This is a genomic window from Microbacterium sp. Ru50, assembly GCF_002920555.1.
In the GTDB taxonomy this organism is placed as follows: domain Bacteria; phylum Actinomycetota; class Actinomycetes; order Actinomycetales; family Microbacteriaceae; genus Microbacterium; species Microbacterium arborescens.
The window spans coordinates 29,548-50,666 of record NZ_PQSV01000005.1; the positions used below are offsets into that span (position 1 = coordinate 29,548).

Here is a 21,119-nt window from a genome sequence, read left to right on the forward strand (position 1 = left end):
AACGGGTCACGCCCGACCGGTCCAGACGCGACGGACGCGCAGGTCGGCATCGAGGAGGACCGCATCGGCTGGGCTGCCGATCTCGAGCGTGCCGAGGTCGGGGCGTCCGATCGCGCGCGCCGGCGTGGACGTCAGCGCCGTCACGGCCACCGGGAGCGCCACGCCCGCGGCGACGGCCGTCCGCAGCGCGGCATCCTGGGTCAGGGTGGAGCCGGCGATCGTGCCGTCGGCGAGCCGCGCCACGGTGTGCTCGACGCGCACCGCGAGCGCCCCGAGCACGTAGTCTCCGTCGGCCGATCCGGCGGCCGCCATCGCGTCGGTCACGAGCGCGATTCGCCCGGGGGCGGCGGCGAAGGCGATCCGTACCACTTCGGGGGCCAGGTGCACGCCGTCGGCGATGACTTCCAGCGTCACCCGAGGGTCGGCGGTGGCCGCGCCGATCGGACCGGGCTCGCGGTGGTGGAGGCCCGGCATGGCGTTGAAGGCGTGCGTGAGGATCGTCGCGCCGGCGTCGAAGGCCCGCCGCGCGGTCTCGGCATCGGCGTCGGTGTGCCCGACGGCGGCGGCCGCACCCGCCGCGACGATGCGCTCGATCGCGGTGAGAGCGCCCGGCAGCTCGGGGGCGAGCGTGACCTGTCGGACGGTGCCGCGACCGGCCTCGAGCAGCCGGGCCACGGCGTCGGCGGCGGGGCGGACGAGCAGCTCGGGGTCGTGTGCGCCGTGGTGCCCGGGATCGAGGAACGGCCCCTCGAGATGCGAGCCCAGCACCGCGGCATCCGTCTCCGCCAGATCGGCGACGGCGGCGACCCGGCGGGCGAGGTCGTCGACGGATGCCGTGACGAGCGAGATGACCGCCCGCGTCGTGCCGTGCGCGCGATGCAGCTCTCGGGCCACGCGGATCGCCTCGGCGCCGTCGTCGTACGCCGCGCCCCCGCCACCGTGGCCGTGGATGTCGATGAAGCCGGGGGTGAGCGTGGCGCCGGGGCCGGCGACGTCGGCGCCGTCGAGAACCTCGTCGACCGGTTCCTCGGCTATGGCATCCCGCCACGCTGGCCCGGTGCCGCGCGTGGCGACCCGGCCGTCCCGCACGACGAGCCAGGAATCGGCGATCTCGCGACCGTCGTCGACGAGCCGGACCGAATGGATGACGCGGTTCAGAGCGTCCATGACACCTCCGGCGACGCGGGGAAGCGGATGCCGAGCGTCGTCCACAGTGGTCCGAGTCCGCCGACCCGCTTGCGGAAGGACTCCCAGGTGCGGCCGGCCGCGGTGCCCGCCGGAACCGACCAGGCGGCTTCGGCGGCCGCCGCGACGCGGGGGAAGGCGAGCGCATCGATGTCGTCGAGGTCGCGGACGGTCTCGGTCCACAGCGGCGCCTCGACGCCGAGGATGTCGTCCTCCGAGATGCCGGGAACGATCTCGCACGGCTCCCAGGAGTAGGCGCGTTCGAGGCTGGTCGGACCGTTCGCCCAGGTCAGCCCGAGAGGAGAATCGGCAGCCGGCTTCATGTCGAGGTACACGGCGTCGGCGGGGGAGAGGATGACGCGGCCGCCGCCCGCGACGAAGGCCCGCGCACGTTCGTCCGCGCCGTCGGTCGGCGAGACGAGGCCCCAGTACTGGCCGATCGTTCCGGGCGCGAGATCCGCGGCGACGCCGGCCTCGTGCCAGGCGATCGGCGTCTTGCCGAGGTCGGCGATGACTCGCGAGGTGCGGGCGACGAAGGCCGCGAAGTCTGCCGCGGGGGTGCCGTGCGCCTCGTCACCTCCGAAGTGGAGGTAGGGGCCGGGGGTCAGCTCCGCCAGCTCCGTCAGGATGTCGTCGACGAAGGCATCGGTCTCCGGGGCGCCGATGCGCAGCGACGAGAAGCCGACGCCCATTCCCGTGTACGTCTCGCCGGCGACGGGAGTCGGACCGCCCGCGGCGTCCCACCCGTCCAGCGCCGGTGGTGCGGCGACCTCGGGGTAGGCCAGGCCGACGGCGTGGGTGTGGCCGGGCATGTCGAACTCGGGCACGACGGTCATGTGGTTCGCCGCGGCGTGAGCGATGATCGCGCGGTAGTCGTCGGACGTGAAGAAGCCGCCGGCCCCGCCGCCCACCGCGCTCGCCGCCGCACGGGCGGTGAGCTCCGGCCGGCGGGTCAGCGCGAGCCGCCATCCCTGGTCATCGCTGAGGTGCAGGTGCAGGACGTTGAACTTCAGGCTCGCCGCCCGCTCGAGGTAGGCGGTGACGGTCGCGACGTCGTGGAAGTGGCGCGCGACATCGAGCATGACACCGCGGTACGCGAAGCGGGGGGCGTCGTCGATGTCGACGCCCGGGATCACCCAGCCCTCGGGCGAGCCGGTGATGAGCTGGCTCAGGGTCTGCACGCCGTAGAACAGTCCGGCCGCGTCGGCACCGCGGACGGTGACGCGGTTGTCCGCGACGGTCAGCCGGTACGAGTCGGGCGGGCCGTCGCCGTCGACGGTGACGTCGATGACGGCGCGGCCGGGCTCTGCGATGCCGGGCTCTGCGATGCCGGGCTCTGCGATGCCGGGCTCTGCGATGCCGGGCTCCGCGGAACCGGGGGATGCGGTGAGGTGGAGGCCGGTCCGGGTCAGGATGAGCCGGTGCAGGACCCCCGCGGCATCCGGGTCTCCCGTCACGGAAACGGTATGAGTCAGGGCGAACGTCACCCCCTTCGCGGGCGTGACCGAGGAGGGCAACGGGACCAGCGGCAGCGACGTCATCGCGCCCCTATCTGTAAGGGTGCCTAACAAACTTTCGAGCCAGCGTACCAGCGCGGCATCCGTTATGCTCGACGCGTCGCGACTGGCGTTGAGGTGGGCCACCACCGGGGAGCGACCGACACGGCATTCGACCGCACGCCTGGGCCGATGCGGAACTTCTCTGCTCGTGAAATCCGTCCCGAAAGCCGTCGTCTGGAGATCGTCATGACCGATTCGTACTTCAACGCCCCGCTCGCCGAGGTCGACCCCGAGATCGCGCAGGTCCTCGAGCGTGAGCTCGACCGCCAGCGCGGCTACCTCGAGATGATCGCGTCCGAGAACTTCGTGCCCGTCTCGGTGCTGCAGTCGCAGGGGTCGGTGCTCACCAACAAGTACGCCGAGGGCTACCCGGGTCGCCGCTACTACGGCGGCTGCGAAGAGGTCGACGTCGCCGAGGAGCTCGCGATCGAGCGGGCCAAGTCGCTCTTCGGTGCCGAGTTCGCCAACGTCCAGCCGCACTCGGGCGCGACGGCGAACGCCGCCGTCCTGCACGCGATCGCCCGCCCCGGCGACACGCTCCTCGGCCTCTCGCTCGACCACGGCGGCCACCTCACGCACGGCATGAAGATCAACTTCTCGGGTCGGCTGTACGACATCGTCGCCTACGGCGTGAACCCCGAGACCTCGCTGATCGACATGGACGAGGTCCGTCGCCTCGCCCTGGAGCACAAGCCGAAGGTCATCATCGCCGGCTGGTCGGCCTACCCCCGTCAGCTCGACTTCGCCGCGTTCCGCGCGATCGCCGACGAGGTCGGCGCGTACCTCTGGGTCGACATGGCGCACTTCGCCGGTCTCGTGGCCGCCGGCGTGCACCCCTCGCCGGTGCCGCACGCCCACGTCGTCTCGTCGACGGTGCACAAGACCATCGGCGGCCCGCGCTCGGGCATCATCCTCACCAACGACGCCGACCTGGCGAAGAAGATCAACACCGCCGTCTTCCCCGGACAGCAGGGCGGTCCGCTCATGCACGTCATCGCGGCGAAGGCGACGGCCTTCAAGCTCGCCGCGACGCCCGAGTTCAAGGAGCGCCAGGAGCGCACCGTGCGCGGCGCCGCGATCATCGCCGAGCGCCTGACGCAGCAGGATGTCGCCGACGCGGGCATCGCCGTGCGGTCGGGCGGCACCGACGTGCACCTCGTGCTCGTCGACCTGCGCGACGCCGCGATCGACGGCAAGCAGGCCGAAGACCTGCTGCACGAGATCCACATCACCGTGAACCGCAACGCGGTGCCCAACGACCCGCGCCCGCCGATGGTGACCTCGGGCCTGCGCATCGGCACGCCCGCCCTCGCGACGCGCGGCTTCGGCGACGCCGAGTTCACCGAGGTCGCCGACATCATCGCGCTCGCGCTGCAGCCCGGAGCCGACCTCGAGGCCCTGCGCGCCCGTGTCGCGACCCTCGCCGACGCCTTCCCCCTCTACCCCTCGCTGCAGCAGTAACCCGGCCGGTCGGTCGTCGGTCGGTCGGTCGTCGGTCGGTCGCCGAGAACGCACCCTCCCCCCGAGAACGCACCTCGAACGGTGCGTTCTCGCCCGGACGGTATGTTCTCGGCGACCGGGACCGGCGACCGGGACCGGGCGACCGCGACCCCTCGAACGGAGAACGACATGACCGCGCAGAAGCTCGACGGGCGGGCCACCGCCGCTGCCATCAAGGCCGAACTGGCCGATCGCGTCGCCGCGCTGAAGGCCCGTGGGATCACCCCGGGCATCGCGACGGTGCTGGTCGGGGCCGACCCGGCATCCCAGCTGTACGTCGGGATGAAGCACCGCGAGTCCGAGGCGATCGGCATGAACTCGATCCAGATCGAGCTTCCCGCCGAGTCGACGCAGGCCGAGGTCGAAGAGGTCATCGACCGCCTCAACGCCGACCCGACGTGCCACGGGTACATCGTGCAGCTGCCGCTGCCGAAGCACCTCGACACCGATCGCATCCTCGAGCGCATCGATCCCGCGAAGGATGCCGACGGCCTGCACCCCGTCAACCTCGGCCGTCTCGTGCTGAACGTCAACGACCCCATCACGACTCCGCTGCCATGCACACCGCGCGCCGTCATCGAGCTGCTGCAGCGCAACGGCTACGACCTCGCCGGCAAGAACGTCGTCGTCGTCGGGCGCGGCGTGACGATCGGCCGGTCCATCGGCCTGCTGCTGACCCGCCGCGAGATCAACGCGACGGTGACCCTGACCCACACCGGAACCGCCGACCTGGGCGCGCACCTGCGCGAGGCCGACGTGATCGTGGGCGCCGCGGGTGTGAAGCACCTCGTCACCGCCGCCGACGTCAAGCCGGGCGCCGCCGTCCTCGACGTGGGGGTCACCCGCGAGAACGACCCCGAGACCGGTAAGTCGAAGGTCTACGGAGACATCGCACCGGATGTCGCCGAGGTCGCCGGCTTCCTCTCGCCCAACCCGGGCGGCGTCGGCCCGATGACCGTCGCCCTGCTGATGACCAACGTCGTCGAGGCCGCCGAGCGCGCGACCGCCTGAGCCTGCTCTTCCGCCGTCGACTCGCCAAGGACTGCGGATGCCGGTGCATCCGGATCCGCGTTCTCTGGCGAGTCGACGGGGGCTCAGAGGAAGCGGGACAGGAAAGCCCGGGTGCGGGGCTCGCGAGGAGCGCCGAACACCTCCGACGGTGCGCCCTCCTCGATGATGACTCCCTGATCGAGGAAGACGACCCGGTCGGCGACATCCCGCGCGAACGCCATCTCGTGCGTCGCCATGAGGATCGTCGAGCCCGCCAACGCGAGGTCGCGGACGAGCTCGAGCACCTCACCGACGAGCTCGGGGTCGAGCGCCGAGGTGATCTCGTCGAGCAGCAGCACCTCGGGATCCGTCGCGATCGCACGGATGATCGCCGCCCGCTGCTGCTGTCCGCCCGAGAGCCGGTCGGGGTGCTCACCGGCCTTGTCGGCCAGCCCGATGCGCGCGAGCAGCTCACGCGCACGCGCCTCGGCCTCGCGCCGCGGCACGCGGTGCACGACGCGCGAGGCGAGGGTCACGTTGTCGAGCACCGACAGATGGGGGAAGAGGTTGTAGCTCTGGAACACCGCGCCCAGCCGCGCGCGCACCGCGTTCGCGTCGACCCGGGGGTCGGAGATGTCCTTCCCGGCGAGCAGGATCTGCCCGTCGTCGATCGGCTCGAGCAGGCCGAGGCATCGCAGCAGCGTCGACTTGCCCGAGCCGCTCGCGCCGATGAGGGCGACGACCTCGTTCCGGGCGAGCGACACGTCGACGCCGCGCAGCACCTCTCGGTCGCCGAACGACTTGCGGATGCCGCTGGCGTGCAGCACGTCGGTGACACTGCCGGTCTCGGTGTCGGGCGTGGTGCCGGATCCGTTCTGCGTCACAGGATCGATCCCGTCTGCTCGCGGCGGCGGAGCCTCGCGGTGTACCAGTCCGTCAGCCGGATCGTCGGGATCGCGAGCAGCACGAACAGCACGCCCGCCACGACGTAGGGGGTGAAGTTGTAGGTCGTCGCGACCACGCCCCGGGCCTCGGCGATCGCGTCGAACGCCGCGAGGATCGAGATCAGCCCGACATCCTTCTGCATCGAGATGAAGTCGTTCATCAGCGGCGGCGTCATCTTGCGCAGCGCCTGCGGCAGCACGACCCGCACGAGGGTCTGCGGATAGCTGAGTCCGAGCGCGCGGGCGGCGAGACGCTGCGACGGATGCACTGACTCGATGCCGGCCCGCACGACCTCCGCGACATAGGCGGAGTAGGTCAGGGTGATGGCGAGGACTCCCAGAAGCACCGGGTCGATGCGGGTGTTCAGGATGGTCGGCAGCCCGAATCCGATCAGATACAGCACGATGACGAAGGGCAGGCCGCGGAAGAGGTCGGTGTAGGCCGCAGCGATGAGGCGGAGCGGGAAGAACACCGGTCCGCGCAGGGTGCGCAGCAGCGCCAGGACCAGCGCCACGGCGGCGACCGTGAAGACTGAGATCGCGAGCACCTGCAGATTGACGAGGAAGCCCTGCCACACCTCGGGGAGCGCCTGGAGCGCGACGGCGGGATCGAAGAAGCTCCGCTGGACGGTCGCCCAGCCCTCCGTGTTGATCACGGTCACCCAGACGACGGCGGCGAAGGCCAGTGTCGAAGCGACGGCGATCAGCACCGACCGGCGCTCGCGGCCGCGCCGATACGCTCGGCGCTCGAGTTCGAGCGCGCTCGGGACGGAGGTGGTCACGGATAGACGCTAGCGCGCCCTCACTGGAGGAGCGTCACGCCCTCCGTGAGCCCCGACAGCCACGTCTGCTCGAGCTCGGCGAGCGTCCCGTCCTCGCGCAGTTCGTCGACGGCGGCCGTCACGGCCGGGGTGAGCGGGGAGTCCTTCGCGAGCAGCAGACCCCACTCGTCCTCGATCCCGGCCTTCGGCAGCTCGCCGACGAAGAACGAGTTCTCGATGTAGAAGTTGACCGCGAGGTAGGCGGTGGGGGTGTCGAGCACGATCGCGTCGATCTGTCCTGCGCCGAGCGCGGCGACGGCATCCTCGTTCGAGTTGTAGAGCCGGGCCTCGGCGTCGGGCGCGACCTCTGCGAGGGTCTGCGCGCTCGTCGAGTTGGCCATCGCGCCGATCGTCAGGTCGGTCAGGCCCGCGATGTCGGAGACGCCGTCGGCCGCGCCACCGGAGATCGCGACGATCGACTGGCTCGCGGAGTAGTAGGGCGAGGAGAAGTCGACGCCCTGCTTGCGCTCGTCGGTGATCGTGTACTGCTGGACGTTGATGTCGAAGCTCTTCGGACCCGGCGCGATCGCAGCCTCGAAGCTCGTCCTCACCCACACGACGTCCTCCGGGGCGAACCCGAGCTTGTCGGCGACGGCGTAGGCGACGGCGGCCTCGAAGCCCTCGCCCGACTCGGGGTCGTCGTCGACGAAGTAGGGCTCGTAGGCCGTCTCGCCCGTGGCGAAGGTGAGCTTGCCCGGGGTGACGTAGTCCTCGGCGGCGGGGCCGGACGCGGCGTCGCCCGAGGCGGCGGGCGCGGGCGAGGACGAGCACCCGGCGAGGACGATCGCGAGCGCGGCGACGCCGATCGAGGCGGCACGGACGAGAGAGCGGGACATCGGGGAACCTCCGGGTGCGGATGCCGCGCATCGGCGTGCTGTCACCGGCGGCTGCATCCATTCTCACCCGGTCCGGATGCCGCGGCGCGCGCGGGTCGTCGTGTTACGCCGCCTCCGGGCGGGCCCGAACCCCGCGAGGTCCCACTTGGGCCGGGTAAGCGCGGCTCAAACCCGGCCCAAGTGGGACCTCGCAGGGGGTGGACCCGCGGGGGCGGGGTCGGGCAGGATCGGCGGCGTGCGAGACGACGGCGGTGGGGGAGGATGCAGCGCAGCGGGGCCGACCGCGGCGCAGCGGCTGCGCTCGCACCTGCTGAGCGAGCCCGCGTCGTCACTCGGCGAGACCGCAGCCCACATGCTCGCGGTGCAGGCGCAGGAGTTCTGGTCGGGGCGATGGGCGCTCGCCGTCCGTACCGCCGGCGAGCCTGTGCTCCGCGCGGTGGATGCCGCGTTCGAGAACGGCACGCTCGTGCGCTCGTGGACCCAGCGCGGCACCCTGCACATCGTGCGCTCGGTCGACCTCGCCGGGATGCTCGCGGTGACCGCCCACCGGCAGCAGCGCGCGGCGGCCGGCATCCTGCGCGGGCTCGCGATCGACGAGGCGGTGCTGGCGACGGCCGAGCGCGCGGCTCGACACGCGCTGCGCGGTGGGAACCGGCTCACGCGTGACGAGTTCGCCGACCTCCTGCGCGGCGCCGGCATCGAGACCGAGCGCTCCCGCGGCAACCACATCCTCTCGGCGCTCGCCGTCCGCGGCGTTCTCGCGTTCGGCCCCGTGGTGCCGCGCGAGGGCGGCCCGAGTCGTGACCAGTTCCTTGTCGCGGTCGACGACCTGCCGTCGGTGCGGGTGCCCGACGATCCGCTGGCCGAGATGTTCACCGGCTACATCCGCTCGCATGGGCCGGCGCGCGTCGAGGACTTCCGCTGGTGGGCGGGGCTGCCGATCGGGCTGTCGCGACGCGCGGCCGAGGCGGCGGGTGATCGGGTCGTCGAGATCGAGGCCGGACTGTTCGCGGCACCGGCCGCCGCTGAGCCCGCTGTGCCGGCATCCGTTTCCGGCCCGAGCCCCGACCTGGGCAGCGGGGACGTCGTCGCCCTCCCCGCCTTCGACGAGTACTATCTGTCGTATGCCGACCGGACGACCGTCTGCGCTCCCGACCTCGCGGCTCGGATCGGGCCGACCCTGAACGGTCAGGTCGCGCCGATCCTGGTCTCCGGCGGACGGGTCATCGGCACCTGGCGCCACTCCGTCGCCGCGGGGCGGCACCATCTGCCACCCGGCCCCATGCTCGTCGCAGACCCGGCGGTCGCAGCATCCGCCATCGAGGCCTCACTCGCCCGGGTCTCGCGCTTCCTCGCCGACTGAGCTCGCGCAAGGCTCCACCGAGGTCCCACTTCGGCCGGGTATCTCGGCGTCATTCCCGGCCGAAGTGGGACCTCGAGCGCTGCCGGCGAGTCAGCCCCCGGCGTGGCGGTCGAGGAAGGCGTAGACCTCGCCGTCGTCGACGCCGGGAAAGTTGCCGCGCGGCAACGGCGAGAACATCTGCATGTGCACGCGGGCGCTCGGCCACGCTTTGCCCTCCCAACGCGACGTCAGGTCGGGGTCGGGCCGGCGGCAGCATGACTCGTCGGGGCACGTGGATGTCGCCCGCTTCTGCGTCTCGCGTCCGCGGAACCACCGGGCGTCGTCGAACGGCACGCCGACGGTGATCGAGAACTCGCCCTCGGCCGTGGTCCCGGTCTGGCTCGAGCACCAGAAGGTGCCGCCCGGGGTGTCGGTGTACTGGTAGTGCTCGACCGTGCGGTTCTGCTCCTCGAACGCCGACCGCGCCGAGAACCTGCGGCACACGACCTGACCCTCGACGCTGCCGGTGACGTCCATCGGCAGCGGCAGGCCGTCGTTCTCGTAGACCCGTGTGATGGCGCCCGCGCCGTCCACGCGCAGGAAGTGCAGCGGGATGCCGAGATGCCGGGTCATGAGGTTGGTCATGCGCATCCCGGCTGCCTCGTGCGTCACCCCGAAGGCGTCGCGGAAGTCCTCGACCGCGAGGTTGCGGTCCTTCTTCGCCTGGGACAGGAATGTCACCGAGGCCGTCTCGGGCATGAGGCAGCACGCGGCGTAGTAGTTGATCTCGAGGCGCTGCTGGAGGAAGTCGGCGTAGTCGCTGGGGGGAGTGTGGCCGAGCAACCGGTGCGCCATCGCCTGCAGCGCCATCGAGCGCAGGCCGTGTCCGCCCGGGATCGACGCCGGGGGAAGGTAGATGCGCCCGTTCTCGAGGTCGGTGACCGAGCGGGCCGAGTGCGGAAGGTCGGCGACGTAGAGCAGCTCGAACCCCAGCTGCTCGGCCATGATGCTCACGGTGCGGTGCGTCAGCGCGCCCGAGGTGTGCCCGGCTGCCTTGAGCTGCTTCTCGGCGAGGCGCTCGATGTCGGGCAGGTAGTTCGCGGCCTCGCGCATCCGCAGGCGCAGCTCGGTGTTCGCCCGTCGCGCCTCCTCCGGGGTCGCGATCGCCTCGCGCTCGCGGCGCTGTAGCTCGCGATGCAGTCCGAGGATCGACTCGAGCGTCTCGTCGCTCATCGTCTTGCCCGCGCGCACCGGTGCGATGCCGAGTCGCCGGAAGACGGAACTGGCTTGCGCGCGCTCGAGCTCCAGCTCGAGCGCGGCTCGCCGGTTCGGCGGTTCGGGTGAGAGGAGGTCGGTGACGTCGGTACCGGTCGCCGAGGCGATCGCCTGCAGCAGCGACAGCTTCGGCTCGCGGCGACCGTTCTCGATCAGGCTCAGCTGGCTGCCGGCCACGCCGACCTGAGCACCGAGCTCGTCGAGCGTCATCCCGCGGGCGACGCGGTGGTGGCGGATGCGATGCCCGAGGGTGGCGAGTTCGATTCCGGATGCGGCCATTCCTTGATCATAGGGAAAGAATCGTGTTTCTTGAAGGTGATGCGGCCCGCAAGACGAGGTCTTCCTGCGTTGGAATCGTCAGGTATCACCGATCTCGCCGCCGACGTAGGAGACCGACATGGCCATCGCCGACCTCTTCACCCGCCCTGCCAGCACCGGCTCAGCTGCCGCACCCGCCGCGCAACGCCGCGCCCGGCCCGACCTCGGGGCCCGCCCCTCGGCGGCATCCGGTCCGCTCGCCGATCTCGTCGCGTGGGTCGACGAGATCGCTGCGCTCACGCAGCCCGACCGGGTCCACTGGGTCGACGGCTCGGCGGCCGAGAACGACGCGCTGCTGCGCGAGATGGTCGACGAGGGCAAGCTCATCAAGCTCAACCCCGAGTGGCGGCCCGGCTCGTACCTCGCCCGCTCGCACCCGAGCGACGTCGCCCGCACCGAGGCGCGCACCTTCATCGCGTCCGAGCGCGAGGAGGATGCCGGCCCGACCAACAACTGGGTCGCGCCCGACGACATCCGGGCGACCATCACGCCCCTGTTCGCCGGGTCGATGCGCGGGCGCACCATGTACGTCGTGCCGTTCTCGATGGGAGCGGTCGGCGGCCCGCTCTCGCACATCGGCGTGCAGGTCACCGACAGCGCCTACGCGGTGGCATCCATCGGCATCATGACCCGCGTCGGTGCGGCGGTGCTCGATGAGATCGCCGGCGGCAAGCCGTGGGTCAAGACCGTCCACTCGGTCGGTGCGCCGCTGGCGCCCGGTGAGGCGGATGTCGCGTGGCCGTGCAACGACGAGAAGTACATCGTGCACTTCCCCGACACCCTCGAGGTGTGGTCGTTCGGCTCGGGCTACGGCGGCAACGCCATCCTGGCCAAGAAGTGCTTCGCGCTGCGCATCGCGTCGGTGATCGGCCGTGACGAGGGCTGGCTCGCCGAGCACATGCTGCTCATCCGGGTCATCGACCCGGCCGGCAAGGCGTACCACGTGGCCGCGGCGTTCCCCTCGGCCTGCGGCAAGACGAACCTCGCGATGCTGCGCCCCACGATCCCCGGATGGCGGGTCGAGACCCTTGGCGACGACATCGCGTGGCTGCGTCCGGGATCCGACGGCCGGCTGTGGGCGATCAACCCCGAGGCGGGCTTCTTCGGCGTCGCCCCGGGCACCGGGGAATCGACGAACGTCACCGCGGTCGAGACGCTGTGGGGCAACACGATCTTCACGAACGTGGCGCTGCGTCCCGACGGCGACGTCTGGTGGGAGGGCCTCACCGACGAGGCGCCTGCCGAGCTCATCGACTGGGAGGGCAAGCCCTGGACGCCCGACTCGGGTCGGCCGGCCGCGCACCCCAACTCTCGCTTCACCGTCAGCGCCGCTCAGTGCCCGCAGATCGCGTCGGATTGGGATGCCGCCGAGGGCGTGCCGCTCGACGCCATCCTCTTCGGCGGCCGCCGGGCGACGAACGTCCCCCTCGTCGTCGAGGCGACCGACTGGACCCATGGGGTCTTCATCGGATCGACCATCTCGTCGGAGCGCACGGCAGCGGCCGAGGGGACGCTCGGCGAGCTGCGCCGCGACCCCTTCGCCATGCTCCCGTTCTGCGGCTACAACATGGGCGATTACTTCGCGCATTGGCTCAAGGTCGGGCAGAAGCTGCGCTTCGACCGGGCTCCGCGCGTCTTCCAGGTGAACTGGTTCCGCAAGGGCTCCGACGGGCGCTTCCTCTGGCCCGGGTTCGGCGACAACTCGCGGGTCATCGACTGGATCGTCCGGCGCCTGAACGGCGAGGTCGGCGCGGTCGACAGCCCGATCGGACGGCTGCCGCACACGGCGGACCTCAACCTCGACGGCATCGAGGTGCCGCAGCGCGATCTCGACGAGCTGTTCGCGGTCGACACGGAGTCGTGGCTGCGCGAGGCCGACCTCACCGAGGAGTTCTACGACACCTTCGGCGAGCGGATGCCGGCGGCGCTGCGCGCCGAGCTCGAGGCCCTGCGCTACCGCCTCGGCCACCGCGCCTGACACCGCTCCGCCACGAGAACGCACCGTCGCCGCGAGAACGCACCGCACAGGGTGCGCGTTCGCGGCGACGGTGCGTTCTCGCGGGCCAGCGGGCGGCCGCGTCAGACCAGGAGCTGGTGCTTCGCGAGGTCGCGGTACAGCGGGACCGTGGCGACGAGCTCGGAGTGCGTGCCCTGGCCGACGACCCGGCCGTGGTCGAGCACCACGATGACGTCGCTGTCGACGACCGTCGAGAGCCGGTGCGCGATGACCACGAGGGTGCGACCCGTCGCGACCGCGTCGATCGCCTCGCGCATCCGCTGCTCGTTGAGTCCGTCGAGCGATGACGTGGACTCGTCGAGCAACAGGATCGGGGGAGCGGCCAGCAGCGCGCGGGCGATCGCGAGGCGCTGACGCTCGCCGCCCGAGAGCATGACGCCCGCCTCGCCGACGGACGCCTGAAGACCGAGCTCGCTGCGCTCGAGCACCTCGCCGAGGTTGACGGCGCGCAGCACGCGCTCGCAGTCGGCGTCGGTGGCCTCGGGGGATGCGAGCCGCAGGTTGTCGGCGATCGTGCCCGCGAGCGTGGGGGCGTCCTGCTCGACATAGCCGAGTTGCGCGCGCAGCTCGGCGCGGGGGAGCGACCGGATGTCGTCACCCCCGACGAGCACCGCTCCGCCGGTGACGTCGTAGAACCGCTCGATCAGGGCGAGGGTCGTCGACTTGCCCGCCCCCGAAGGGCCGACGAGGGCCACGCGCGCACCGCGGGGAACGCGGAAGCTCACGCCGCGGAGCACCTCGCCCTCGGAGACGGCGGTCGCTCCGACTGTCGCTGCAGACGAGGCGGCGTCCGCACCGCTCTCCGGTGAACCCGTCTCATCGGCCGTGACCGCAGCGACCGCCGAGGTGTCGACGCGTGCGTCCGCGAGGGTTCGCAAGGCTTCGTCCGACGCCGAGCGCCGAGCCGCGACGACGGCCTCCGGGTAACGGAAGTGGACGTCGCGGAACTCGATCGCGACGTCGCTGTCGCCCGAGACGGCGACGCCGGCAGCGGCATCCGCATCCGTCGAGTCCTCCGTGGGCAGGTCGAGAACCTCCTGGATGCGGCCGAGCGCGCCGAGCGCCTGGTTGACCGAGGTGATCGCCCCGAGGAACGACGCCAGCGGCTGCACGAGGAAGAACAGGAACATCACGAACGTCACGAGGCTCGCGATCGAGATGGCTCCCGAGGCCACCCGGTATCCGCCGACGCCGAGCACGACGAGCAGCGACAGCTGCAGAGCGACGCCGGCGACCGGAACGACCAGGGCGGACGCCTTCGCGACGCGCACACCCGCGTCGTACGCCTGGCGCGCGGCTCCCGTGACGGCGGCCTCCTCGCGTTCGGTGGCTCCGGCGGCACGAATGGTGCGGATCGATCCGATCGCCCGCTCGACGCCCGACGCCAGCTCTCCGACCCGCTCCTGCTGCTCGCGCGTGGCGCGACGGATGCGGGTGCTGAGCCCCACCACGACGGCGACCGAGGCTCCGATCACGATGACGATAAGCAGCAGCAGAAGGGGGTCGATGAAGAGCATCGCGACGATGGCGCCGACGAAGATGAGCGCATTGCCGACCGAGTCGGCGAGCCCCTGGGTGAGCACGGCGTAGAGCAGGGTCGTGTCGGTTCCCACCCGCGAGACCAGGTCGCCGGTCCGCCGAGCGTCGAACTCGGAGATGGGCAGCCGGAGCAGGCGCGCGATGAGCCGGCGGCGGCTCGAGAACACGACCGCCGTGCCGGTGCGCTGGAGCAGATAGTGCTGGAAGGCTCCGATGGCCGACGAGACGACGACGAGGATCACCAGCGCCCAGACGAGGATGCCGAGGGTGTCGCCCGCCTGCACGCGCTCGATGACCTGTCCCACGACGACGGGCTGTCCGAGGGTGGCCACCGCCTCGACGATGCTGAGCACCGCGACGGCCACGAGCACGCCCTTGTGCTCGAACAGGTAGGGGAGCAGCTGCGAGAGGCGGGCGCGGGGGCCGTCGTCGGTACGGCGGCGTCCGCCGCGCATGCGGCTGCGGGTGTCGGACATGCGGTCCCCTCGGTTCGTTGAAGCTCTCTCCTTCGACCGTACTTTCTTTCGTCGAGGGTGGTTGTCCGTTCGCGGTATCGATGGAAGAGTTCCCGGATGCGTTCGCTCACGAAACGTCAGTCGGCACCCCTTGCCGCGGTCGCGTTCGTCGTGCTCACCCTCACCGGTTGCACCGGTCCGGTCGCAGACGGCGAAGCGACAGAGTCGCCGGCATCCGCCGGTTCCACGCCATCTCCCACGCCGACATCCGACGCGCGCACCGACGAGCAGCAGTTGCCCCTGCCGGTCGATGAGATCGCGGACTGGGCCAAGACAGCGGTGCCCCGGTCTTCGGACACCGCCGGCATGGGGACGCTGTCGGGGTGGCTGAGTGAGCACACGTCCCCGCGCCAGACCTCGCAGTTCTCGTCGCTCCCCGCCGGGACGTATCAGGCGCAGGTCGCGTGCCGCGGCGGCGGCACGATCACGGTGACCGCGGGCCCGATCGACAGCGCGTCATCGGGCGATCCCGTGACGTGCGACAACAGCACGATCGCCTTCGACGTGACCATCGAGCAGCCGGGTGTGAGCGTCACCATGGACCTCGTCGGCGACCCCACCGTCTACGCGCTCTCGCTGGAGCGGACTGCTTAGCCGCTCAGCGCTCGACGAGCACGCCGTCGGCGTCGGCCCAGACGTGTCGCCCGGGCGTGAAGACGACGCCGCCGATGGTGACCGGAACGTCGAGCTCGCCGAGGCCGTCCTTCGCGCTCTTGCGGGGGTTCGAGCCGAGCGCCTTGACGCCGAGATCGAGCGACGCGATCGCCACCCGGTCGCGGATCGCCCCGTTCACGATGATGCCCGCCCAGCCGTTCTCGACCGCCGACGCGGCGATCACGTCGCCAACGAGAGCCGACTCCAGCGACCCGCCGCCGTCGATGACGAGCACCGCCCCGCCGCCCGGCGTCGCGAGCACGCGCTTCACGAGCGCGTTGTCGCGATGGCAGCGGATCGTGCGGGCGGGGCCGTCGAAAGACGTTCGGCCGCCGAGGTCGAGCAGCGGGAGGGCAAGGGAGTCGAGCTCCTCGCCGCGTTCGTCGTAGAGATCGGCGGTCGCGGTCGTCATGCCGACAGACTAGCGACGCAGTTCAGGCACCGGTCGCGGCGGGCCGATCGGGATGCTGCGACCACTGGCTCCACGAGCCGGGGTAGAGCACCGGCCGGTATCCCGCGAGGCTGAGGGCGATGGCCTCGTGCGCGGCGCTGACGCCCGAGCCGCAGTAGACGCCGACCGTCGCGCCGGGTTCCGCACCGAGCGCGGCAAACCGTTCGCGCAGCTCGTCCGGGCTCCGGAACCTCCCCGAGTCGTCGTTGTTCTGCGTCGTCGGCGCGGACACCGCGCCGGGGATGTGCCCGGCCCGCGGGTCCATCGGTTCGACCTCGCCGCGGAACCGTTCGCCGGCGCGGGCGTCGAGCAGCAGTCCGGTGCGGGCGAAGGCGAGGACGTCGTCGATCCCGAGCATCGGCAACGTCCCGGGCGAGACGACCGCGGTGCCCGGACGCACGGCCGGGGCGTCACCCTCCTCGAGGTCGAACCCCGCGTCGGTCCAGGCGGCCAGGGCGCCGTCGAGCACACGGACGTCGGCGATGCCGGCATCCCGCAGCACCCACCAGGCGCGGCCGCTCGCCAGGTTGGCGACATCGTCGTAGACGACGACGGTGTCGCCCCCGTCGATGCCCCAGTCGCGCACGGCCGCTTGCAACGTCTCGGGAGAGGGGAGCGGATGCCGGCCCTGCGCCGGCTCGCCGTGTTCGGCGAGCTGGGTGTCGAGGTCGGCGTAGCGCGCGCCGGGGATGTGGCCCGCGCGGAACGCGGGGCGTCCGTCGGGGCGGTCGAGCCACCACCGGACGTCGAGCACGCGCACGGGGCCGCCGTCGGGGTAGCGGCCGGCCACGAGCGCGGTGTGGAGTTCAGCGGCAGTGGTGAGGATCGACGACATCCTCTGATTCTGCCGTGCGGGCCCGGACCGTGAGGAGGCCCGGACCCGCAACGAATCGGATCAGCCCGCGATGCGTGCGACGAGATCGATCTCGACGAGGATGTCGGCCAGCTGCGAACCGACGGTCGTGCGCACCGGGAACGGCTCCGAGAAGAACTCGCGGTACGCGACGTTGAACTCGTCGAAGTCGGCGAGGTCGGCGAGGTGCACCGTCACCTTGAGGGCGTCGTCGAGGGTCGCGCCGTGCTCGGCGAGGACCGCCTGCAGGTTGCGGAGCACCTGGCGGGTCTGGTCGCCGACCGACTCCGGCTTCTCGCCGGTCACCGGGTCCTGCGGACCGAAGCCCGCGGTGAACAGCAGGTCGCCGCTGACGATGCCCTGGCTGTACGGGCCGGCGGGCTGCGGTGCGTCGGCGGTGCGGATGGCCTTCTTGGTGGTGGTCATGGGATCCCTTTCGTTTCTTGGGCGGGGTTCGGATGGGGCGTGGTCACGCCGCGGCAGCGGCCGCGTGGCGCAGCCCACCCCCGGGCGTGGCACCCGTGAGCTCGCCGTGCCGGAGCACGGTGCGCCCCGAGACGACGACGTCGTCGATGCCTTCGGCGAGCCGGAGCGGCTCATCGTACGTCGAGGCGTCGCGGACGCGCTCGGGGTCGACCACGGCGATGTCGGCGATCGCGCCGGGGCGGATCCGGCCCCGATCGCCGAGGCGGAACCGGTCGACCGGGTTCGTCGACAGGTGGCGGACGGCGGTCGGCCAGTCGAGGAAGCCGTGCTCGCGCACGTACGTCGCGAGGTACGACGCGAAGGTGCCGCGAGCGCGGGGGTGCGGGTGCGCGCCGATGAAGATGCCGTCTGACCCGCCCATGTGGTCGGGGTGAGCGATCAGCCGTCCGAGATCGGCTACCGGCCGCTGGTCGCGGACGGCCATGATCACGTTCGCTTCGAGCCGCGACGCGGCAAGCAGGTCGAGCGCGGCGTCGACGGCATCCGTGCCGCGCTCGGCGGCGATCTCGGCCAGGGTGCGACCGTGTGCCCAGGCGAACTCGGGCGCGGGCGTGTGGGCGACCGTGATCATCTCGGGCCACTCGGGGCCGAGGCTCGGGTTGCGCGCCACGAGGGGGAACCACTCGCGACGCAGCCGGTCGCGCTCGGCCGGGTCTGCGAGCGCGGTGACCGCATCGGCCGGATCGGCGGCGTTCAGTGACGGGGGCAGCATCGTCATCGCCAGCAGCGAGCAGCCGCGCGTGTAGGGGTAGGCGTCGAAGGACGCGTCGACGCCCCGCTCTCGCAACAGTGCCATCAATCGCCACGCCTCGTCGGCGGGCGTGTGGAAGTGCGAGACGTGGACGGGAACCCCGGCGGTGAGACCGATGCGGGCGGCCTCGTCGACGCCGACCTCGGAGTTGAGCTCGTACCCGCCCCGCATGTGGGTCACATACGGAAGCCGGTGCTCGGACAGCGGCGCGCACAGGGCGGCGATCTCATCGGTGCTCGCGAACAGCCCGGGCACGTAGTCCAGGCCCGTCGACAGCCCGACCGCGCCCTCGGAGATGCCCTCGGCGACGAGCGCCACCATCCGCGCCCGCTCGTCGGCGGACGCGGGGCGGTCGCTGTCGCCCATGACCTGGTGGCGCACGGTGCCGGCGGGCACGAGGTACGCCACCCGCAGCGGGATCGCCCCGTCGTACGACGCGAGGAGCCCCGCGACACCACCGCCGCGGTAGCGCGGGTGGGGCCCGTTGATCGCCGCGAAGTAGCGGCTCGCGTGGCGCCCGTCGCCCGGCGCGAACGAGATGCCGTCCTGACCGCCGATGACCGTCGTCACACCTTGGCGGAGGAGCGCGAGCTGCACGTCCCGGTCGAAGACGGCACCCTCCGCGTGCGAGTGCGCGTCGACGAAGCCGGGCACCACGAGGCGTCCGCCGGCGTCGAGCACCTCGAGGTCGTCACGCTCCGCGAAGGATGCGCCGGGCGCCGTCACCGCTCGGATGCGCTCGCCGTCGACGAGGACGTCGGCGGCGACGGGCTCCGCGCCCGATCCGTCGACGACGACCCCGCCGGTGATGAGCAGACCGGTCATGCTGCGGTGTTCCGGGGCGCGTGGATCCGCCCGGCGTCGGCGGTGTCGGGGCGGATCGTCGCCGTCATGGTGGCGATGGCGCCGATGACGCAGATGACGGCGGCGTAGATCACGACCGGCCAGATGGCGCCGCTGGCCCAGCCGACGAGCGCCGTTGCGATCAGCGGCGCCAGTCCGCCGCCCAGGGTGTTGGAGAGCTGGTACCCGATGTTGACGCCGGTCGTGCGCTGCTCGACGTCGAACATCTCGGTGAGCATCGTCGACAGGGTGGCCTGCATCGCGACACCGGGGATCACGAAGCCGATGATCATGCCCAGCCAGATGAGCCAGGGCACGTGCGTGCCGTAGAGCATGAACGTGGGCCAGATCAGCAGGGCGAAGCCGAGGCAGCCGGCGACGTAGACGGTGCGACGGCCGATCCGGTCCGAGAGCGCGCCGTAGGCCGGGGCGACGAACACCTGCAGGAGCCCGACGATCATGGTCCCGATGAACCCGACCTGCGCCGCCGTGCCCGACGAGACCATGAACGACAGGCCGTAGGTCAGCACGATGTAACCCGCGATGGACTGCGGAAGGCCGATGAGGATGCCGAGCAGGGTGTTCTTCGGGTGACGGAAGACCTCGATCAGGGGAGAGCGGGGCTTGAGCCCCTGGGCGCGCACGGTGCGGGTGTGCTCGGCGAACTCGTCGGACTCTTCGAGCTTGCGGCGCAGCAGGATCGCGATGACCGCGAGGACGAGCGCGAACACGAACGGGATGCGCCATCCCCACGTCATGAAGAACGAGTCGGGGGTGAGGCCCAGGGCGGCCATCGCGCCGGCCGACGCGACGTTCGCGATGCCGGCTCCGGTGATGAGGAAGGCGCCGAAGAAGCCGCGTCGTCCCACCGGGGCGTGCTCGACGACCATGGTGGCCGCCCCGCCCATCTCGCCGCCGACGAACAGACCCTGCAGCGACCGCATCGTGATCAGCAGGATGGGAGCTGCCGCGCCGATCATCGCGTCCGGCGGGATCAGGCCGATCGCGGCGGTCGTGAGGCCCATGCCGATGACGGTGATGAGGAGGGTGATCTTGCGGCCCATGCGGTCGCCGATGTACCCGAAGACGATGCCGCCGAGCGGGCGGAACAGGAAGCCGACCGCGAAGGTCGCGAACGATGAGAGCTGGGCGATGAAGGGGTCGTTCGCCGAGAAGAACACCGCGGGGAACACGGCGGCGGCCGCGAGACCGTACAGGTAGTAGTCGAAATACTCCATCAGAGTGCCGATGGATCCGCCGGCGATGGCTCGCCGCTGCGCCTTCGTCAGGGGCTGTCCGGCGGTGCGGGTGCGGGTCGCGCCGCTGCGGGGCGGTGCGGTCGGTGTCGTGTTCACCATGTTCTCCTCGGTATGACCGCAACGTCGCGGCTGGCCTGCATCGGGGTGGAGCTTCCCGGATACGAATCTCGGGCGTCGAAACGCTAGCACGATGCTTACTGCGATTCTATGTGGTTAGCAGAAATTATTAATACACGCGTAACGACCGTGACACAATGGGCGCACGACAGACGGGAGATCCACCGTGAACAAGCTCCTCCCCGCCGAAGGAGCGGTCTTCGCCGACATCGAGGACGCCCATCGGACGCTCGCGCCGCTCATGACCGCCATCGCCGCGGCCGTCGGCGACCACTGCGAGGTCGTGCTGCACAACCTCACCGCGGGCGACCTCGAGCACTCGGTGTACGCGATCGTCAACGGGCATGTGAGCGGGCGCGGTGTCGGCGGCCCGTCGACGAACCTCGGGCTCGAGGTGCTCCACGACGAGACCGCCGATCACAACGCGTTCGGATACCGGGCGCGCACGCACGACGGCCGCGACCTGCTCAGCTCGTCGGTGTACTACCGCAATCCCGAGGGGCGCATCATCGCGGCCTTCTGCATCAACATCGACCTCACCCCCATGCAGCGCGCCGCAGACCTCGTGGCGTCGTTGGTGCCCGCGCCCCGCGCCGCTGCCGACGCGGCTCCCCAGGAGCTCGTCGGACAGGACGTCTCGAGCGTCCTCGACGAGATGATCACCGACGCCATCGCCATGGTCGGCAAGTCGCCCTCGTCGATGTCGAAGGCGGATCGCATCGAGGTGCTGCGTCTGCTCGAGACCCGCGGTGCGTTCCACATCAAGCGCGCAGCCGACAAGGTGTCGTCGCGTCTCGGCGTCTCGCGTGTCACCGTGTACGGCTACCTCGACGAAGTGCGTCGCGGCTGACGCCTCCGCCGCGC

18 protein-coding genes and 1 riboswitch are annotated in these 21,119 nt (G+C 71.3%); of the genes, 6 read left to right on the top strand and 12 right to left on the bottom strand.

Annotation, left to right across the window (positions count from 1 at the left end; genetic code table 11):
• Positions 1 to 6 precede the first annotated feature (6 nt).
• A complete protein-coding gene (gene nagA, locus C3481_RS14460) occupies positions 7 to 1,167 on the bottom strand; it encodes an N-acetylglucosamine-6-phosphate deacetylase (protein WP_103843028.1) in 1,161 nt (386 codons plus the stop codon).
• Entirely contained in the window at positions 1,155 to 2,726 is a 1,572-nt protein-coding gene (locus C3481_RS14465; RefSeq protein WP_103843030.1) for a family 20 glycosylhydrolase, read from the bottom strand. Before C3481_RS14465 ends, nagA begins: the two co-directional genes overlap by 13 nt.
• A gap of 68 nt (positions 2,727 to 2,794) precedes the next feature.
• A riboswitch (ZMP/ZTP riboswitch) is annotated at positions 2,795 to 2,878 on the top strand.
• Between the two features lie 52 nt (positions 2,879 to 2,930).
• Between C3481_RS14465 and glyA the strand changes: the two genes are divergently transcribed.
• Positions 2,931 to 4,205, top strand: a complete 1,275-nt coding sequence (gene glyA, locus C3481_RS14470) for a serine hydroxymethyltransferase (RefSeq protein ID WP_088380563.1) — start codon at positions 2,931 to 2,933, stop codon at positions 4,203 to 4,205.
• A 168-nt stretch (positions 4,206 to 4,373) separates the two neighbouring features.
• Entirely contained in the window at positions 4,374 to 5,255 is an 882-nt protein-coding gene (locus C3481_RS14475) for a bifunctional methylenetetrahydrofolate dehydrogenase/methenyltetrahydrofolate cyclohydrolase (RefSeq protein WP_023955612.1), read from the top strand.
• Between the two features lie 83 nt (positions 5,256 to 5,338).
• Here the strand turns inward: C3481_RS14475 and C3481_RS14480 are convergent, their stop codons facing one another.
• From C3481_RS14480 to C3481_RS14490, 3 genes are read right to left on the bottom strand one after another with little or no spacing between them, the layout of a single operon-like run.
• The gene (locus C3481_RS14480; RefSeq protein WP_103843032.1) at positions 5,339 to 6,118 is read right to left on the bottom strand and encodes an amino acid ABC transporter ATP-binding protein; all 780 of its coding nucleotides are present in this window, start codon (positions 6,116 to 6,118) and stop codon (positions 5,339 to 5,341) included.
• Positions 6,115 to 6,960, bottom strand: coding sequence for an amino acid ABC transporter permease (locus tag C3481_RS14485; RefSeq protein WP_023955608.1), 846 nt, complete (start codon positions 6,958 to 6,960; stop codon positions 6,115 to 6,117). The genes C3481_RS14480 and C3481_RS14485 overlap by 4 nt, the downstream gene beginning before the upstream one ends.
• A 20-nt stretch (positions 6,961 to 6,980) precedes the next feature.
• The gene (locus tag C3481_RS14490; RefSeq protein ID WP_023955607.1) at positions 6,981 to 7,835 is read right to left on the bottom strand and encodes an ABC transporter substrate-binding protein; all 855 of its coding nucleotides are present in this window, start codon (positions 7,833 to 7,835) and stop codon (positions 6,981 to 6,983) included.
• Positions 7,836 to 8,070: 235 nt separating this feature from the next.
• On the opposite strand from C3481_RS14490, the gene C3481_RS14495 reads away from it, so the two are divergent.
• Entirely contained in the window at positions 8,071 to 9,198 is a 1,128-nt protein-coding gene (locus C3481_RS14495; protein WP_181021948.1) for a winged helix DNA-binding domain-containing protein, read from the top strand.
• Positions 9,199 to 9,288: 90 nt separating this feature from the next.
• Here the strand turns inward: C3481_RS14495 and C3481_RS14500 are convergent, their stop codons facing one another.
• On the bottom strand, positions 9,289 to 10,731 hold the full coding sequence (locus tag C3481_RS14500) for an XRE family transcriptional regulator (RefSeq protein WP_103843036.1): 1,443 nt from the start codon (positions 10,729 to 10,731) through the stop codon (positions 9,289 to 9,291).
• Positions 10,732 to 10,849: 118 nt separating this feature from the next.
• Between C3481_RS14500 and C3481_RS14505 the strand changes: the two genes are divergently transcribed.
• Entirely contained in the window at positions 10,850 to 12,748 is a 1,899-nt protein-coding gene (locus C3481_RS14505; protein ID WP_071919197.1) for a phosphoenolpyruvate carboxykinase (GTP), read from the top strand.
• 101 nt (positions 12,749 to 12,849) lie between these two features.
• On the opposite strand, the gene C3481_RS14510 is transcribed toward C3481_RS14505, so the two are convergent.
• Entirely contained in the window at positions 12,850 to 14,802 is a 1,953-nt protein-coding gene (locus C3481_RS14510; protein ID WP_103843038.1) for an ABC transporter ATP-binding protein, read from the bottom strand.
• A 96-nt stretch (positions 14,803 to 14,898) separates the two neighbouring features.
• On the opposite strand from C3481_RS14510, the gene C3481_RS14515 reads away from it, so the two are divergent.
• Entirely contained in the window at positions 14,899 to 15,435 is a 537-nt protein-coding gene (locus C3481_RS14515) for a hypothetical protein (RefSeq protein WP_103843040.1), read from the top strand.
• 4 nt (positions 15,436 to 15,439) lie between these two features.
• On the opposite strand, the gene rraA is transcribed toward C3481_RS14515, so the two are convergent.
• From rraA to C3481_RS14540, 5 genes are read right to left on the bottom strand one after another with little or no spacing between them, the layout of a single operon-like run.
• Complete coding sequence (gene rraA / locus C3481_RS14520) at positions 15,440 to 15,907, bottom strand: ribonuclease E activity regulator RraA (protein WP_103843042.1); 468 nt, start codon at positions 15,905 to 15,907, stop codon at positions 15,440 to 15,442.
• Positions 15,908 to 15,929: 22 nt separating this feature from the next.
• On the bottom strand, positions 15,930 to 16,781 hold the full coding sequence (locus C3481_RS14525) for a sulfurtransferase (RefSeq protein WP_088380556.1): 852 nt from the start codon (positions 16,779 to 16,781) through the stop codon (positions 15,930 to 15,932).
• 60 nt (positions 16,782 to 16,841) lie between these two features.
• Entirely contained in the window at positions 16,842 to 17,225 is a 384-nt protein-coding gene (locus tag C3481_RS14530) for a RidA family protein (RefSeq protein WP_023955592.1), read from the bottom strand.
• Positions 17,226 to 17,268: 43 nt separating this feature from the next.
• Positions 17,269 to 18,861, bottom strand: a complete 1,593-nt coding sequence (locus tag C3481_RS14535) for an amidohydrolase family protein (protein ID WP_103843044.1) — start codon at positions 18,859 to 18,861, stop codon at positions 17,269 to 17,271.
• Positions 18,858 to 20,234, bottom strand: coding sequence for an MFS transporter (locus C3481_RS14540; protein WP_258039135.1), 1,377 nt, complete (start codon positions 20,232 to 20,234; stop codon positions 18,858 to 18,860). Before C3481_RS14540 ends, C3481_RS14535 begins: the two co-directional genes overlap by 4 nt.
• Before the next feature lie 187 nt (positions 20,235 to 20,421).
• Between C3481_RS14540 and C3481_RS14545 the strand changes: the two genes are divergently transcribed.
• Positions 20,422 to 21,105, top strand: coding sequence for a transcriptional regulator (locus tag C3481_RS14545; RefSeq protein WP_023955586.1), 684 nt, complete (start codon positions 20,422 to 20,424; stop codon positions 21,103 to 21,105).
• The last annotated feature ends 14 nt before the right edge of the window (positions 21,106 to 21,119 follow it).